The following is a 15,670-nucleotide window of genomic DNA, read 5'->3' on the forward strand; positions in this document are numbered from 1 at the left end:
CGATGCGGGTCGTCGGTTCAATCACGACCCGCATCCCAACCCGAATCCCAACCCGAATCGCGCGGCGGCCGGCGTCATCCATCACCGGCCGGGCACCGCGCGATTCCAACCCACACCACCGACATGACACTCACCATCGCCTTGCGGCGTGCCGCGCTGCCGCTCGTCGGCGCGAGCGTGCTGCTGGCCGGTTGCGCCGCTCCGCAGCCGCCGTCGCTCTACGAATGGAACGGCTATCAGCACGAGGTCTACGACTATCTGAAGGGCGAGAAGGCGCCGCAGGAGCAGATCGACGCGCTCGAGAAGGCGCTGCAGAAGATCCGCGCGGACGGCAAGCGTCCGCCGCCCGGCTTCCAGGCGCAGCTCGGCGTGCTCTATGCGGGCGCCGGCAACGACGAGCAGGCGATGCAGGCCTTCGAGGCCGAGAAGGAATCGTTTCCCGAGTCCGCGCCGTACATGGATTTCCTCATGAAGAAACCTGGCAGGACCACGCCGCTCGCCCTCCCGCCTGCCGGCGGCGACGACACCGCGACCGCGGCTCCGGCCGCTCCCGCGAGCGCCGCCCCGCCCGCCGCCGCGACCACGGCTGCGCCCACCGCCGCGATCACCCAACCCTGACGGGAGACCTGCCATGCTGAAACGCGTATCGACCCGGCTGCTGGCCGGCGCCGCCGTGCTGACCCTGCTTGCCGCCTGCGCCGGCCCGCGGCAGCACCTCGACTACACGGCATTCCGGCACAGCCGGCCGCGCTCGATCGTGGTGCTGCCGCCCATCAACGACACCAGCGACGTAAAGGCGACCTACGGGGTGCTGTCGCGCGTGACGCTGCCGCTCGCCGAATCCGGCTACTACGTGGTGCCGGTCGGCCCGATGGAGCGGACCTTCAAGTACAACGGCCTGTACACGCCCAACGACATCGCCGAAGTCTCGCCCGCGAAGCTGCGCCGGATCTTCGGCGCCGACGCGGCGCTCTACATGAAGGTGTCCGAGTACGGCACCTCGTACCGCGTGATCGACAGCGTGACCAAGGTGGCCATCACCGCCAGGCTGGTCGACCTGAAAACGGGCGACGTGCTCTGGCAGGGCAAGGCCGACGCGAGCGATGCCGACCTGGGCGGCCACGGCGGGGTGAGCGGCAGCGGCACGATCGGCCTGTTCGTGATGCTGGCGCAGGCCGCCGTCAAGCAGATCGCGAAGACCGTGACCGACGAGAGCGTGGACGTGGCCGGCGTGGCCGATGGCCGGCTGCTGCGGGCCGGTCAACCGGACGGCTTGCTGTATGGGCCGTATTCGAAGCTGTTCGGCACCGATTGAGCCGAACGGCGAGCGGCGGCGAGCCCGACGCGGCGCGGGCGGCCACGCGGCGGCCGCCGCCGGGTCTCGCCGTTTTTCCGCCAGGTCCCGAGCCTCCGGCTCGCATCCGCTTGGAGTGGGCCGCCGCGGCGGCCTGCTTCCCGTTTACCGATCCGCCTTTTTTCCGTGATCTCCATCGTCGTTGCGGTTGAGAATCGTTCGCAATGACGTATCATCGCGACTTCGCGTGAGCGATAGGGGAACGACAACGCGGCGATTCCGCCGAGGATTGCGCCCGGGGCGCGCCGGCATCGGCCGGCGCCGTCCGATCCTCCCGACCCGCATTCGATTTCGATGGAGAAAGTGCAGTGACCGCCCGTTTCACCCTACACGCCGCGCGCGCGGCGCTTGCGGCATGAGCGCCGTGTCGGACCGCTGGCGGCGCCTCGGGCCGCTGCTGTCGCGGATCGTCTGCGCGATCGCCGGCGGCTATGCGCTCGGCGCGCTCGCCAGCGTGGGCGCGATCGCGCTGCCGATCGACCGCTCGCAGGCCGTGCTCACTGGCATGCTGGTCAGCTTCCTGTTCTACACGGGCGCGGTGATCTGGGTGTTCCTCGCGCGCACCGCGTGGCGTGCCTGGGCCGGCCTGATCGCGGCCGCCGTGCCGCTGCTGGCCGCCGCCGGGCTGGTCTGGAGCGGGGTGATCGCACGATGAGCACCGTCACCGCTCCGAAGCCGCGCGGCGTGCGCCAGAGCATGGCCGACCTGCATACCTGGGCCGGTCTGCTGTGCGGCTGGCTGCTCTACGCGATGTTCCTGACCGGCACCGTCAGCTACTTCAAGGACGAAATCTCGCAGTGGATGCGGCCCGAGCTGGCGCATCGGCAGCAGGCGCCGGACCCCGCGCGCGTCGCGCAGCGCGTGACCGACCGGCTCGGCACGCTGGCCGCCGACAGTTCGCAATGGGGCATCACGCTGCCCACCGCGCGCAGCAACGTGGCGAGCGCGTTCTGGCGCCTGCCGCCGGGCTCGCCGCCCGGACGCTTCTTCGGCGAGGCCACGTTCGATCCCGCCAGCGGCAACGTCACCAGGGCGCGCGACACGCTCGGCGGCGAATTCTTCTACCGCTTCCATTTCCAGTTCTATTACCTGTCGCCGCTCTGGGGCCGCTGGATCGCCGGCTTCTGCGCCATGTTCATGCTGGTGGCGATCGTGAGCGGCGTGATCACGCACAAGAAGATCTTCGTCGACTTCTTCACGTTCCGCTGGGGCAAGGGCCAGCGCTCGTGGCTGGACGCGCACAACGCGCTGTCGGTGTTCGGGCTGCCGTTCCACCTGATGATCACCTACACCGGCCTCGTCACGCTGATGACGATGTACATGCCGTGGGGCCAGCACGCGGCCGTGAAGACGCCGGAGCAGCAGGCCGCGCTGACCTCGCAGATCAGCGCCTACATCCAGCCCGGCAAGGCGGACGGCAAGCCGGCCGTGCTCGCGCCGGTCGATGCGATGGTGCGCGCGGCGCAGGCGCGCTGGGGCGAGCAGGGCGTCGGGATGGTGACGATCACGAACCCCGGCGACAGCGCGGCGCGCGTGGCGGTGGCGCGCGGCGAAGGCGGGCGCGTGTCGCAGAGCCCGCAGTACCTGCTGTTCGACGGCGTGAGCGGCAAGCTGCTCGAGACGCACGACGCGGTGGGCGCCGCGGCCGAGACGCGCGGCGTGCTCTACGCGCTGCACCTCGGGCGCTTCAGCGACCTGCAACTGCGCTGGCTCTATTTCATCGTCAGCCTGGGCGGTACCGCGATGGTCGGCACCGGGCTCGTGATGTGGACCGTCAAGCGCCGCCAGCAGCTGGCCGATCCGCAGCGCCCGCACTTCGGCTTCCGGCTGGTGGAGCGGCTCAACATCGCCAGCATCGCCGGGCTGTCGATCGCGATGACGAGCTATCTGTGGGCCAACCGGCTGCTGCCGGACGCGCTCGCGCAGCGTTCGAACGCCGAGATCAACGTGTTCTTCGCGGTGTGGGGCGCGACGCTGCTGTTCGCGATCGCGCGCCCGCCGCGGCGTGCCTGGATCGAGCTGCTGTGGATCGCGGCGGGCTTGCTGGCGCTGCTGCCGGTGCTCAACGCGCTGACCACCGACCGGCCGCTATGGCGCAGCGTGGCCGACGGCGACTGGGTGTATGCGGGCTTCGATCTGATGATGTGGGCGTTCGCGGCGCTGCACGCGCTGCTGGCGGTCCGCACCAGCCGCCACCGGGCGCGGCCGCGCCCGGCGGGCAAGGCCACCGGCGCGGCACGCGCGTCGGTGGCGATGCATAGCGAGGAGCGGTTCTGATGGGGGTCGTGATGCTGATGGTGTGCGTGGCCGCGTTCGCGTGCCTCGCGCTGTCGATGGAGCGGCATCAGCAGACCGTGTTCCGGCGGGCGCTGGCCGCCGCGCCCGCGCGGGTGCTGCGCGTGGCGGGCTGGGGCGGCTTGCTGGCGGCATTGTGGCTGGTCGTGGCCGCGCGCGGCTGGGCGCTCGGGCTCGTCACCTACGGCGGCATGACGAGCCTCGCGGCCGGGATCGTGATCGGTGCGCTGATCGTGCGCGAGCGGCGTGCTTCGATGCGCTGAATGCCGGCGATGGCGCGATGACCTCACGGCGAGGCGCGGCTCGACAGCCCGTCCGCCGCGCCTTTCGCGGTTCGGCTAGGACTTTTTCTCGTACCTGGGTGCCGGTTTCGCCGGAACGGGCCGCGGCGCCGCGTGGGCGGTCGGCAACGCCGGCGCCGGGCGGCCGGCGCGCGGCATCGCGCCCGGATGCTCCGGCCCGCCGTGCGGAGCCGGCCCGGCATGCTCGGGCGCGCGCTCCGGCCCGTGTGCGTAGTCGCCATGCCCGGGACCGTGCGCCGCGATGGCGTGGGCCGGCAGGTGGCCGCCGTGGTTCGTCATGACGTGGCGCAGTTCCTCGCGGCGGCGGAACACGTCGCGACGATGATCGCCATGCGCGTAGAACTGGCGATGCCGCACGCCGTTCGGTCCCGCCACCCAGATATAGGTATCGCCGCGATAGATCACGACGTCGGTGTCCACGGCGGTCGCGACGTAGATATCGGTCGGTATCGGCTCGTAGGCCACTTCGGCGCCCGGCGCGGCATCGACCGACAGCGACACGTCGCTGCCCCTGCCTGGTCCGACCGCGACGCGGCCCTGGCCGCTGGTTACGCATCCCGCGATGCCGGCCGCGCTCGCGAGCAGCACGAGCGAGAGTTTGAGCGTTGGCTTCATCATGGTTCCCCGGTGTGTTTTTTTTCGATGAATCACCGGATATCGGCGCGGTGCGGCCCAGCTTGATGACTTTTCCCGGCCGGCGGGCGACGCGAATATTTCAAGCCGTTACGGCGGGCGGCGGCCCGTGCTCATGCCGCGTCGACGATCAGGTGCGGACGCACCGCGCGAACCCGCCGGTCCACGAAATATCCGCCGCCTTCCACGTAGCGCAGCATCAGCCGGCCGCAGGTCCTGCAGGCCCAGACGTCACACTGGTTGTACGGAAAATGGCGCGGCGAGATCGGCGCCTCGGGCGACCAGTACTGGAGGCCGCTCGGCAGGTATTCGTCATAGGACGGTTCGCGGCCGTCGTCGGCACGCAGCGTGCCGACCGGCGCCAGCATCGCCTCGTCGAGCGAGAGCGGCTGCGAGACCCAGCCGTCGAGCGAGGTTTTCCGGCAGTCGCAGGCGGGCGGGTGCCGCGCTTCCGAAGCTTGGGCGAGGGCGAGCAGGGCGGCGGCGTCGAGAAACGGGATCATCGGTCGGGAATGGCTGGGTGAAGGGGCGGGCGACGGGCGGGCGAGGGCTCATCGCCGCGAACCCGCAAGTGTAGCCCCGCGCTCGCCGGCGCGTCGATTCGGTCGCGCTCGTTCACGGCGGAGTTCGCGATTCGCGAACGCGGCGAGGTCCGGCACCCACCCCGCGCCAACCATGCGATGATATCCGGCGATTACCCAGAGACACGCAATGACGACTGAATTTGACGAGACGACGACGGCGGCGATCGCCGCGTTCGCCCGGCTGGATTTCGACACCGCCGCGCAGGCGATGCGCGCCGAGGCCGACTACGACAGCGAACGGGACCGCTGGATCTCGCGCTACATCGACGAGCATGGCGGCGGCGAGGACGACGCCGAGTACGACGCCTTGCACGCGGAGGCCCAGACCACGCCGGAATACGCGCAATTCCTCGATACCGTGCGCCGCGACATCCTCGACTACTTCGGCGTGACCGACGATCAATTGGACTGGACGATGGTGCTGCGCGAAGACGACAGCGACGCGCTCTGGGCCGAGGTCAACCGGCAGCGGACCGCGCTCGGCACCGGCGAGGTGCGCGGCGACCTCTGAGCGCCGCCGGGCGGCGGGAAGCAACGACGGTCAGGGCGCGCCGCCAACCCGCCCCAACGCCTCCCTGACATCGCGCTCGAACTGCGCCAGCGCCGCCACGTCCGGCGCCGGCGGCTGCAACGCCACCCACAGCACGCCGATCAACTGCTCGGCCGTGCGCTCCGCGTCCAGCTCGCGCCGGCCCAGGATCGCGTCCCACAGCACATGCTCGATCGGCCCGAACACGAGCGAGCGCAGCAGGCTCAAGGGCAGATCGGCCCGCACCTGCCCGGCCGCCTGCCCGCGCGCGAGCACGTCCATCAGCGGGGCGGTGTAGCGCCGCTGCAGCGCGCTTAGCTCGTCGCCGAGCATTTCCTGCCTGGCGCGCCCCTCCGACAGCACCAGCGCGCACAGCCCCGTCCCGTTCACCAGCATCAGCCGCAAATGCGTGCGCACGATGAACGCGAACTGCTCCCGCACCGGCGCGCCCACCGGCAAGCCGGCCTCGAACGCGGCGATGTTCTCGTCGTACCAGTCCGCGATCACGCGCGCGCACAGCTCGCGCTTGCCGCGAAAGTAGCTGAACACGGTGGCCTCGGACACCCCCACGCGCTGCGCGATCTCGGCCGCCGTGGCGTGTTCGTAACCTTTCTCCGCGAATACCTCGCGCCCGGCGCGCAGGATGTCCTGCACGCGCTGCTGCGACTTGCGTCCGGCGGGCGCGCGGCTGCCGTCGGCGCGCTCGGACTTGACGGGGCTGCTCGTCATGATGGATTCACGTTCCGCTCGATCGATCCGGCCGATGATAGCCGAGTCCGGCTAAAAAATTGAGTAACACTCAAAAAACAATTGACGCGCCATCGGGCCAAGCGCGACACTAGCCGCCATCAAACGGCATCGTTCAATCGATCGGCGCCCGGACAATTCTGAGCAAAACTCAGATCGACAGGCAGCACCGGATCGGCCGAACGCACTTTCTGGAATCGGAGGAGGAGACATGAGCAACCTGCCCGGCGTGCAATTCATGCTCGGTGAGGACATCGAGATGCTGCGCGACGCGATCGCGACGTTCGCCGCGAAGGAGATCGCGCCGCGCGCGGCCGAGATCGATCGCACCGACCAGTTCCCGATGGACCTGTGGCGCAAGTTCGGCGAGCTCGGCGTGCTCGGCATGACGGTGGGCGAGGAATACGGCGGCGCGAACCTCGGCTACACGGCGCACATGGTGGCGATGGAGGAGATCTCGCGCGCCTCGGCGTCGGTCGGCCTGTCCTACGGCGCGCATTCGAACCTCTGCGTGAACCAGATCCACCGCAACGGCAGCGAGGCGCAGAAGCGCCGCTACCTGCCGAAGCTGATCTCGGGCGAGCACGTGGGCGCGCTGGCGATGAGCGAGCCGAACGCGGGCTCGGACGTGGTCAGCATGAAGCTGCGCGCCGACAGGCGCGGCAGCCACTACGTGCTGAACGGCACCAAGATGTGGATCACGAACGGCCCCGATTGCGACACGCTCGTGGTCTACGCGAAGACCGAGCCGGAAGCGGGCGCGCGCGGCATGACGGCGTTCATCGTCGAGAAGGGCATGAAGGGCTTCTCGGTGGCGCAGAAGCTCGACAAGCTCGGCATGCGCGGCTCGCACACGGGCGAGCTGGTGTTCCAGGACGTGGAAGTGCCGGAAGAGAACGTGCTGGGCGAGGTGGGCAGCGGCGTGAAGGTGCTGATGAGCGGGCTCGACTACGAACGCGCGGTGCTGGCGGGCGGCCCGACCGGCATCATGGCGGCCTGCCTCGACGCGGTGGTGCCGTACATCCACGACCGCAAGCAGTTCGGCCAGTCGATCGGCGAATTCCAGCTGATCCAGGGCAAGGTGGCCGACATGTACACGAACTTCCAGGCCTGCCGCGCCTACCTGTACGCGGTGGGCCGGCACCTGGACGCGGCCGGCAGCCAGCACGTGCGCCAGGCGCGCAAGGACTGCGCGGGCGTGATCCTCTACACGGCCGAGCGCGCCACCTGGATGGCGGGCGAGGCGATCCAGATCCTCGGCGGCAACGGCTACATCAACGAATACCCGGTGGGCCGGCTCTGGCGCGACGCGAAGCTCTACGAGATCGGCGCGGGCACGAGCGAGATCCGCCGCATGCTGATCGGCCGCGAACTGTTCGCCGAGACGGCCTGAGCGCCGCGCGGAGCCGACACGATGCCGATCCTCGAATCGAAACTGAACCCCCGCTCCGACGAATTCCGCGCCAACGCGGCCGCGCTCGACGCGCTGGTGGCGGACCTGCGCGAGAAGGTCGCGCGGCTCGCGCTGGGCGGCGGGCAGGCCGCGCGCGACAAGCACGTGGCGCGCGGCAAGCTGCTGCCGCGCGAGCGCATCGCGCTGCTGCTGGACCCGGGCTCGCCGTTCCTCGAACTCTCGCAGCTCGCCGCGTTCGGCATGTACAACGACGACGCGCCGGGCGCCGGCATCATCACCGGCATCGGCCGGATCGCCGGGCGCGAGTGCGTGATCGTCTGCAACGACGCCACCGTGAAGGGCGGCACCTATTACCCGGTCACGGTCAAGAAGCACGTGCGCGCGCAGGAGATCGCGGCCGAGAACCGGCTGCCCTGCGTCTATCTCGTCGATTCGGGCGGCGCGAACCTGCCGAACCAGGACGAGGTGTTTCCCGATCGCGACCACTTCGGCCGGATCTTCTACAACCAGGCGAACCTGTCGGCGGCCGGCATCGCGCAGATCGCCGTGGTGATGGGCTCCTGCACGGCGGGCGGCGCCTACGTGCCGGCGATGAGCGACGAATCGATCATCGTCAGGGAGCAGGGCACGATCTTCCTGGGCGGCCCGCCGCTCGTGAAGGCGGCCACCGGCGAGGAAGTCAGCGCCGAGGATCTGGGCGGCGGCGACGTCCATACGCGGCTGTCGGGCGTGGTCGACCATCTGGCGCAGAACGACGCGCACGCGCTCGCGATCGCGCGGTCGATCGTCGGCAACCTCGGCGCGAAGGCCGCGCCGCCGCTCGCGCCCACCGAACCGCTGCCGCCGCGCTACGACCCGGCCGAGCTGGCCGGCGTGATCCCGGCCGATACGCGCAAGCCGTTCGACGTGCGCGAGGTGATCGCGCGCATCGTCGACGATTCGGCCTTCGACGAATTCAAGGCCCGCTTCGGCACCACGCTCGTCACGGGCTTCGCGCGGATCTGGGGCCATCCGGTCGGGATCGTCGCGAACAACGGCATCCTGTTCTCGGAATCGGCCGTGAAGGGCGCGCACTTCATCGAGCTGTGCTGCCAGCGCAAGATCCCGCTGGTGTTCCTGCAGAACATCACGGGCTTCATGGTGGGCCGCAAGTACGAGAACGAGGGCATCGCGCGGCACGGCGCGAAGATGGTCACGGCGGTGGCCACGGCCAAGGTGCCGAAGTTCACGGTGATCATCGGCGGCTCGTTCGGCGCGGGCAACTACGGCATGTGCGGCCGTGCCTACTCGCCGCGCTTCCTCTGGATGTGGCCGAACGCGCGCATCTCGGTGATGGGCGGCGACCAGGCCGCCTCGGTGCTGGCCACGGTGCGCCGCGACGGCATCGAGGCGAAGGGCGGCAGCTGGTCGGCCGACGAGGAGGCCGCGTTCAAGGCGCCGATCCGCGAGCAGTACGAGCGGCAGGGCCACCCGTACTACGCGAGCGCGCGGCTGTGGGACGACGGCGTGATCGAGCCGGCCCGCACGCGCGACGTGCTCGGGCTCGGGCTGGCCGCCGCGATGAACGCGCCGATCGAGGACACGCGTTTCGGCGTGTTCCGGATGTAAGGAGGCAGGCATGCGATACGAGACGATTCGCGTCACCGACCAGCAGCGCATCGCCACGGTCACGCTGGCGCGGCCCGAGGTGCGCAACGCGTTCAACGAGACGACGATCGCGGAGCTGACCGCCGTGTTCGGCGAACTCGACGCCCGCGACGACATCCGCGCGGTGGTGCTGGCCGCCGACGGGCCGGCGTTTTGCGCCGGCGCGGACCTGAACTGGATGCGCCGCATGGCCGGCTACACCGACGACGAGAACCGCGCCGACGCGCGCCGGCTCGCGCGCATGCTGGAGGCCGTCTACCGCTGCGGCAAGCCGGTGATCGCGCGCGTCCACGGCGACGCCTACGCGGGCGGCGTCGGCCTGGTCGCGGCCTGCGACGTCGCGATCGCCGCCGCGCCGGCGCGCTTCTGCCTGTCGGAAGCGCGGCTCGGGCTGATCCCGGCCACCATCGCGCCCTACGTGGTGCGCGCGCTCGGCGAGCGCGCCTCGCGCCGCTACTTCACCACTGCCGAGGTATTCGACAGCGCGCGCGCCGCGCAGCTCGGGCTGATCCACGAGGCGGTGCCGGCCGAGGCGCTCGACGCCGCGATCGCGCAGCTGGGCGAGACGCTGCGCGCCAACGGGCCGGCCGCGGTGCGCACCGCCAAGCGGCTGGTGGCCGAGGTGGCCGGCCGCGCGCTCGACGACGCGCTGATCGAGCAGACCGCCGACTGGATCGCGGCCACGCGCGCCGGTGCCGAGGCGCGCGAGGGCATCGCGGCGTTCCTCGACAAGCGCACGCCGTCATGGCGCGAATGAGGCCGGCGCGGCGGCATCCCGGCGGCGCGGATTGCCCGCGCCCGAACCGCCGCTGATCCGCCGTCACGGCCTTTCCGAACCCCGATTACCGAATCCCGACCGACCATGTTCGACAAGATCCTGATCGCCAATCGCGGCGAAATCGCCTGCCGGGTGGCGGCCACCTGCCGCCGTCTCGGCATCGCGAGCGTCGCCGTCTACTCGGACGCCGACGCGAACGCGAAACACGTTGCCGCCTGCGACGAGGCGGTGCCGATCGGCGGCGCGGCCGCCGCGGACAGCTACCTGCGCGGCGAACGCGTGATCGCGGCCGCGCTGGCCACCGGCGCGCAGGCGATCCATCCCGGCTACGGCTTCCTGTCCGAGAACGAGACGTTCGCCGAGGCCTGCGCGGCCGCCGGTCTGGTGTTCATCGGGCCGCCGGTGCAGGCGATCGCGGCGATGGGCTCGAAGGCCGCCGCCAAGGCGCTGATGCAGCATGCCGGCGTGCCGCTCGTGCCGGGCTATCACGGCGCCGACCAGGACCCCGCGCTGCTGCACCGCGAGGCCGACGCGATCGGCTATCCGGTGCTGCTGAAGGCGAGCGCGGGCGGCGGCGGCAAGGGCATGCGGGTGGTCGAGCGCTCGGCCGATTTCCCGGCCGCGCTCGCCTCGTGCCAGCGCGAGGCCGCCAGCAGCTTCGGCAACGACCGCGTGCTGATCGAGAAATACCTGCTGCGCCCGCGTCACGTCGAGGTGCAGGTGTTCGGCGACATGCTCGGCAACACCGTCTATCTGTTCGATCGCGACTGCTCGGTGCAACGGCGCCATCAGAAGGTGCTCGAGGAAGCGCCGGCGCCGGGCCTGCCCGACGCGCAGCGCCGCGCGATGGGCGACGCCGCGGTGGCGGCCGCGCGCGCGGTCAATTACGTGGGCGCCGGCACCGTCGAATTCATCGTGACGGGCGAGCAGTTCTACTTCATGGAGATGAACACGCGCCTGCAGGTCGAGCACCCCGTCACCGAGATGGTGAGCGGGCTCGACCTCGTGGAATGGCAGTTGCGCGCCGCGTCCGGCGAGCCGCTGCCGCTGCGCCAGGACGCGCTGCGCGTGAGCGGCCACGCGATCGAGGCGCGGCTCTATGCCGAGAACCCGGCGCGCGGCTTCCTGCCGTCCACCGGCACGCTCACGCACCTGCGGCTGCCGGAGGGCGTGGAGTTCGCGACCGGCGCGGCCGTGCGCGTGGACAGCGGCGTGCGCGAGGGCGACGCGATCACGCCGTTCTACGACCCGATGATCGCCAAGCTGATCGTCCACGGCGCCGATCGCGACGAGGCGCTCAAGCGCTTGGCGCGCGCGCTGCGCGACTGCGAGGCGGTGGGGCTCGCGACCAACGCGGCGTTCCTGCAGCGGATCGTCGAGAGCGTGCCGTTCGCGAGCGCCGACCTCGATACCGGGCTGATCGAGCGTCATCACGACACGCTGTTCGCGCCGCGCGCGCTGGCCCCGGTGGCGGTCGCGCTGGCCTGCGCGGCGCTGCTGGCGCGCGAGCGGGCGGCGGCGGGCAATGGCGTGATCGGCAGCGCCGTCACGCAGGGCGCCTCGCCGTGGCGCGCGCTGCCGGACTGGCGGCTCAACGGCGGTCACACGCGCACGCTGGCCTGGCAGCCGGCCGATCAGGAGGCGGCGGTGACGGTTCGCTACGAACGCACCGAACATGGCGAGCAGCTCGCGATCGGCGACGCGGCGCCGGCACCGTTCGCGTGGCGGCACGGCGCGCACGCGCGCGAGTTCGTCGTGACGCTGGGCGACGAGCGCGGCGCCGGCCGCGTGGTGGCCGAGGCCGACACGTTCCATGTGTTCGCGCAGGGCGCGGCGGACACGCTCGAATGGCTGAACCCGCTCGCGCATGCCGGCGACGCCGAGCACGGCGGCGGCCGGCTGACCGCGCCGATGCCGGGCAAGGTGATCGCCGTGCTGGTCGAGCCGGGGCAGGCGGTGGAGGCGGGCGCGCCGTTGATCGTGATGGAGGCGATGAAGATGGAGCACACGATCGGCGCGCCGAGCGCGGGCGTGGTGGCCGAGGTGCTGTATGCGGTCGGCGATCAGGTGGCGGACGGCGCGCAGCTGATCACGCTGGAAGCGGCGGCCTGAAGGCGCCGCTTGAACTGGCTACCTGAGCTGGCTACCTGAACGGGCTGCCTGAGCTGGCGGCTTGAAGGCGCCGTTTCGGGCGGCGAGCCGCTCGGCGGCGGCCTGCCGCCCGCGATCTACTCGCCGGGCGCCGAACGCTGCAGCGACGCCAGCCTGGTGCGCGCGCGATCGGACAACGGCTTCGAACGGCGCGTTCCGCTATCGATCTGGACGATGACGGTCTGGGCGAACGCGGCGCATGTGTCGTCCTGGAACAGGCACTGTTCGAGCTGGATCGAGGCGCGGCCGATCGAGGCGATGCGCGTCGCGATTTCCACCGTGCCGGGCCAGCGCAGCTCGGCGCGGAATTCGAGCGACAGGTTGGCGATCACGAACTCGCCATCCGGGTCGGCGAGCGGTTCATGCGTGCCGTAGAGAATCGCCACGCGACCGGTTTCGAGGAACGTCGCGAACACGGCGTTGTTCACGTGCCCTTGCCGGTCGGTATCGGCGTAGCGGATCGTGTCGAAGCCCCGGATCGGGAAGTCGTCCGGCGTCGGGCTAGTCACGTGGGCTCCGTGCCCGCAGGCCGTGATGGGTGGGCGCGTGTCTCGCGATGCCACCGAACAGGTCGAACATGCGTTCGCGCCACGCGTAGGCGGGATCGTCCGGGGCGAGCAGATCGAGGTCGGTCACGCAATGGCCCCACATGAACATGCCGAATACGCAGTAGTCGGCGTAGTTCGGCGAGCTGCCGGCCAGGAACGGTTGACGCCTCAGCGTCGCGCGCAGCGGCGTGAGCACGCGCTTGAGATCGCCGAGGAATTCCGGGCGGCGCGCCCTCAACGTCTCGAACGTCATCCCGAGCCGCGCCTCGCGCGACGAACGGAAATACGACTGATCCTTGGCGGGCAGCACCGCGGGGATGTCCGGGGCGAGCAGGCGGGCGAGCACCGGCAGCAGCGCCGTGTCGGCCCATTGATTGACGAACGCGCAGGCGGCCAGGTCGCCGTTGCGGCCCGCGAGGGAGGGCCGGTCCGGAAAGCGTGCCTCCAGGTGCTGCGCGATGCGCCACGAGTCGCTGACGGGCGCGCCGTCGTCGATCAGGACGGGCACGCATTCCTGCCCCGAGAACGCGATGCTCGATTTCTCGGTGAAATGCCACGGCACGGCTTCCGCGCTCAGATCCTTGTGGGCCAGCGCCATCCGGATCTTCCAGCAATGCGGACTGAAGCGCAGTGCCTGATCGGCGCCGGCCAGTTCGAACAGGATCAATCCCGAACCGCTCATGTCTTCCTCCCGGTCCGGCGCGGCGAATCCGAACGCCGCCCGGACGAATGTCGATGCGACCGTGCCGTTACGGCGGTCGCCGTTGGTGATGCCGCCGGTGACGCGACCGGCGTGGACAGCGGCCCGAACCGGCGCCGCGGGTGCGGAAAATCATCCGGAATCCGTCGCCCCGGCCGTTCACGCGTCGAGCATGTCCCGGACGCCATGGTCGCGATCCGCCGGCGCAATGTCCAGTATGCGATAAAGCGGGCCGACGGCGGCGTCCGAACGATGTGTCAGGGGGCGGGTGCGCGGCAATGATGATTCTGCCGCGCCGCCGGTGTGGCGCCGCCGTGGATCGGCAGGTCCGGCGAGACGGCCGGCGGCGCCCGGGCGAGGCCCGCGATGCCGTGCGGACAGCAATTGCAGGCTGCTGCTCGGCCCGCGGATCGCGGAGCCGAAGCCGCCGTGGATCCGGCTATCCTGACACGACACGGCGCCGGCCGATGCAGGGTCTCGCCGCGTTCGCGAATCCCGCGTCGATTCGTTCCGCAGGCGGCACCGGTTCGCGCAAATCGGGCCGATTCGAACCGGAATTGGCGAAAAAACGCGCGCCATGCCGTGGAAATCGTGCTCGCGGTGCCGGAAACGCGCGAGAATCCGCCTGTCGTGGCAAGCAGGTGCGGAGGAATCCATGGAAATGTCTCGCTCGAGGTCGGGTGCCGTCGCGGTCGTGCTCTGGGCGGTGCTGTATCTCGCGAGCGCTCAGCTGTCCCATCAACTGAACGGACCGGTCGACCTACCCGGCTACATCTGGCTGCCGGCCGGCGTCACGGTGGGCGCGTTCATGCTGCGCCCGCCGCGCGAGTGGCTCACGCTGGCGCTCACCTTCCTCGCGGCGCAGCTCGTGGTGGCCGCGATCGAGCACGACAGCTACCTCGACTCGCTGGTGTTCGCGCTGATCGCGATCGGCTCGGCCGCGCTCGCGGTCTGGCTGGTACGGCGCGTGCGGCTCTCGCTCGAGGGCCTGTACTTCCTGCGCTCGATGATCTCGGCCGCGCTGCTGACGAGCCTGTTCGGCGCGCTCGCGAGCGGGGCGTGGTGCGCGTTCGTGAAGGGCTCCGCGTTCCGCGACGTCGCGCTCGTCTGGGCCGCCTCGGACTTCGTCGGGATCCTGCTGGTCGCGCCCGTGCTGGCGTCGTGGTCGCGCTTTCGCGCGCATCGCTCGGGCGACCACGAGCGCTTCGACGTCGGGCTCGGCATCGTGTCGTTCGCGCTGCTGGTGGCGGGCGCCTGGGCGATCTTCGACAGCGGCGGTGCCGGCGGCGCGCCCGTCGGCGCGATCGGCTTCGCCGTCACCTACATCCCGCTGTTCCTGACGGTCGCCGTGACGGTGCTGCTGGGCGGCCGCGCGGGCTCGCTGTCGGTGCTCGTGCTGGCCGTGATCGTGATCCTGCAGACCGCGGCCGGCGACGGGCCGTTCTCGCTGCTGGAAGCCTCGCGCGGACGCTCGCTGCTGGAAGCGCAGCTCTATCTGGCGGTGGCTTCGCTGCTGGTGCTGACGGTCAGCACGCTGAAGACCGGCAACGAACGCGTGAACGCGCGCGCCGACACGCTCGCCAGCAACATCGAGCTGGCGCTCGCGAGCGCCGACCAGGTCGCCTACGTGCTCGATCCGGTCACGCAGACGCTCGAATGGAGCGGCGACCTGCAGCGCGCGTTCGGACCGGGCGCCGAGGCCGCGCAACTCGCAAGCGTGGCGCGCGTGCTCGACCGGCTGGCGCCGCGCGATCGCGACGCGCTGCGCCGCCACTGGCGCGCCGGCGCGGCCGACGAGTCGGGCGAGTCGGGCGAGTCGGGCGAGGCGATCAGCTTCGGCATCGTGCAGCCGGACGGCGCGATCCTGCGCGTGACCGACCGCGGCGCGCCGCTGAGCTACGCGAACCTGGACGTGACGGTGGTGGCGGGCGTCTGGCAGATCGTGCGCGAGCCCGCCGGTGCGGCCGGCGCCTGAGCGGACGGCCCGC

17 protein-coding genes are annotated in these 15,670 nt (G+C 70.8%); 11 read left to right on the forward strand and 6 right to left on the reverse strand.

What is annotated here, in order from left to right; genetic code table 11:
* Nucleotides 1–123: 123 nt before the first annotated feature.
* The 5 genes from bpln_RS25360 (at nt 124) to bpln_RS25380 (ending at nt 3,912) form a co-directional block, all read left to right on the forward strand.
* Nucleotides 124–618: a DUF4810 domain-containing protein gene (locus bpln_RS25360; RefSeq protein ID WP_055140348.1), complete on the forward strand. Its 495-nt coding sequence runs from the start codon at nt 124–126 to the stop codon at nt 616–618.
* A gap of 13 nt (nt 619–631) precedes the next feature.
* Nucleotides 632–1,315: a DUF799 domain-containing protein gene (locus bpln_RS25365; protein WP_055140349.1), complete on the forward strand. Its 684-nt coding sequence runs from the start codon at nt 632–634 to the stop codon at nt 1,313–1,315.
* A gap of 394 nt (nt 1,316–1,709) precedes the next feature.
* On the forward strand, nt 1,710–2,009 hold the full coding sequence (locus bpln_RS25370; RefSeq protein WP_055140350.1) for a DUF3649 domain-containing protein: 300 nt from the start codon (nt 1,710–1,712) through the stop codon (nt 2,007–2,009).
* Nucleotides 2,006–3,631, forward strand: coding sequence for a PepSY-associated TM helix domain-containing protein (locus bpln_RS25375; RefSeq protein ID WP_055140351.1), 1,626 nt, complete (start codon nt 2,006–2,008; stop codon nt 3,629–3,631). The genes bpln_RS25370 and bpln_RS25375 overlap by 4 nt, the downstream gene beginning before the upstream one ends.
* Nucleotides 3,631–3,912 carry a DUF3325 domain-containing protein gene (locus tag bpln_RS25380; protein WP_055140352.1) on the forward strand — a complete coding sequence of 94 codons (282 nt, stop codon included), beginning with the start codon at nt 3,631–3,633 and terminating at the stop codon, nt 3,910–3,912. Before bpln_RS25375 ends, bpln_RS25380 begins: the two co-directional genes overlap by 1 nt.
* Before the next feature lie 75 nt (nt 3,913–3,987).
* Here the strand turns inward: bpln_RS25380 and bpln_RS25385 are convergent, their stop codons facing one another.
* Both bpln_RS25385 and bpln_RS25390 read right to left on the reverse strand, forming a co-directional pair.
* Entirely contained in the window at nt 3,988–4,566 is a 579-nt protein-coding gene (locus bpln_RS25385; protein WP_141754995.1) for a hypothetical protein, read from the reverse strand.
* A gap of 131 nt (nt 4,567–4,697) precedes the next feature.
* A complete protein-coding gene (locus bpln_RS25390) occupies nt 4,698–5,087 on the reverse strand; it encodes a hypothetical protein (RefSeq protein WP_055140354.1) in 390 nt (129 codons plus the stop codon).
* 208 nt (nt 5,088–5,295) lie between these two features.
* Between bpln_RS25390 and bpln_RS25395 the strand changes: the two genes are divergently transcribed.
* Entirely contained in the window at nt 5,296–5,679 is a 384-nt protein-coding gene (locus bpln_RS25395) for a hypothetical protein (RefSeq protein ID WP_055140355.1), read from the forward strand.
* A gap of 30 nt (nt 5,680–5,709) precedes the next feature.
* Here bpln_RS25395 and bpln_RS25400 read toward each other — a convergent pair whose 3' ends face one another.
* Nucleotides 5,710–6,426 (reverse strand): TetR/AcrR family transcriptional regulator, encoded by a 717-nt coding sequence (locus bpln_RS25400; protein WP_042627959.1) that lies wholly within the window; start codon nt 6,424–6,426, stop codon nt 5,710–5,712.
* A gap of 229 nt (nt 6,427–6,655) precedes the next feature.
* On the opposite strand from bpln_RS25400, the gene bpln_RS25405 reads away from it, so the two are divergent.
* The 4 genes from bpln_RS25405 (at nt 6,656) to bpln_RS25420 (ending at nt 12,395) form a co-directional block, all read left to right on the forward strand.
* Nucleotides 6,656–7,837 (forward strand): isovaleryl-CoA dehydrogenase, encoded by a 1,182-nt coding sequence (locus bpln_RS25405; protein WP_055140356.1) that lies wholly within the window; start codon nt 6,656–6,658, stop codon nt 7,835–7,837.
* A gap of 21 nt (nt 7,838–7,858) precedes the next feature.
* Nucleotides 7,859–9,466: a carboxyl transferase domain-containing protein gene (locus tag bpln_RS25410; RefSeq protein ID WP_055140357.1), complete on the forward strand. Its 1,608-nt coding sequence runs from the start codon at nt 7,859–7,861 to the stop codon at nt 9,464–9,466.
* 10 nt (nt 9,467–9,476) lie between these two features.
* On the forward strand, nt 9,477–10,262 hold the full coding sequence (locus bpln_RS25415) for an enoyl-CoA hydratase/isomerase family protein (RefSeq protein ID WP_055140358.1): 786 nt from the start codon (nt 9,477–9,479) through the stop codon (nt 10,260–10,262).
* A gap of 105 nt (nt 10,263–10,367) precedes the next feature.
* Nucleotides 10,368–12,395 carry an acetyl-CoA carboxylase biotin carboxylase subunit gene (locus bpln_RS25420; protein ID WP_055140359.1) on the forward strand — a complete coding sequence of 676 codons (2,028 nt, stop codon included), beginning with the start codon at nt 10,368–10,370 and terminating at the stop codon, nt 12,393–12,395.
* A gap of 116 nt (nt 12,396–12,511) precedes the next feature.
* Here bpln_RS25420 and bpln_RS25425 read toward each other — a convergent pair whose 3' ends face one another.
* The 3 genes from bpln_RS25425 to bpln_RS36155 all read right to left on the reverse strand — a co-directional run bounded on the left by bpln_RS25425 (nt 12,512) and on the right by bpln_RS36155 (nt 14,339).
* Entirely contained in the window at nt 12,512–12,943 is a 432-nt protein-coding gene (locus bpln_RS25425; RefSeq protein WP_042627964.1) for an acyl-CoA thioesterase, read from the reverse strand.
* The gene (locus bpln_RS25430; RefSeq protein WP_055140360.1) at nt 12,936–13,664 is read right to left on the reverse strand and encodes a glutathione S-transferase family protein; all 729 of its coding nucleotides are present in this window, start codon (nt 13,662–13,664) and stop codon (nt 12,936–12,938) included. The genes bpln_RS25425 and bpln_RS25430 overlap by 8 nt, the downstream gene beginning before the upstream one ends.
* 177 nt (nt 13,665–13,841) lie before the next feature.
* On the reverse strand, nt 13,842–14,339 hold the full coding sequence (locus bpln_RS36155; protein ID WP_148654175.1) for a hypothetical protein: 498 nt from the start codon (nt 14,337–14,339) through the stop codon (nt 13,842–13,844).
* On the opposite strand from bpln_RS36155, the gene bpln_RS25435 reads away from it, so the two are divergent.
* Entirely contained in the window at nt 14,338–15,657 is a 1,320-nt protein-coding gene (locus bpln_RS25435) for an MASE1 domain-containing protein (RefSeq protein WP_055140361.1), read from the forward strand. The genes bpln_RS36155 and bpln_RS25435 overlap by 2 nt on opposite strands.
* Nucleotides 15,658–15,670: the final 13 nt, after the last annotated feature.

It is taken from the genome of Burkholderia plantarii (genome assembly GCF_001411805.1).
GTDB lineage: Bacteria > Pseudomonadota > Gammaproteobacteria > Burkholderiales > Burkholderiaceae > Burkholderia > Burkholderia plantarii.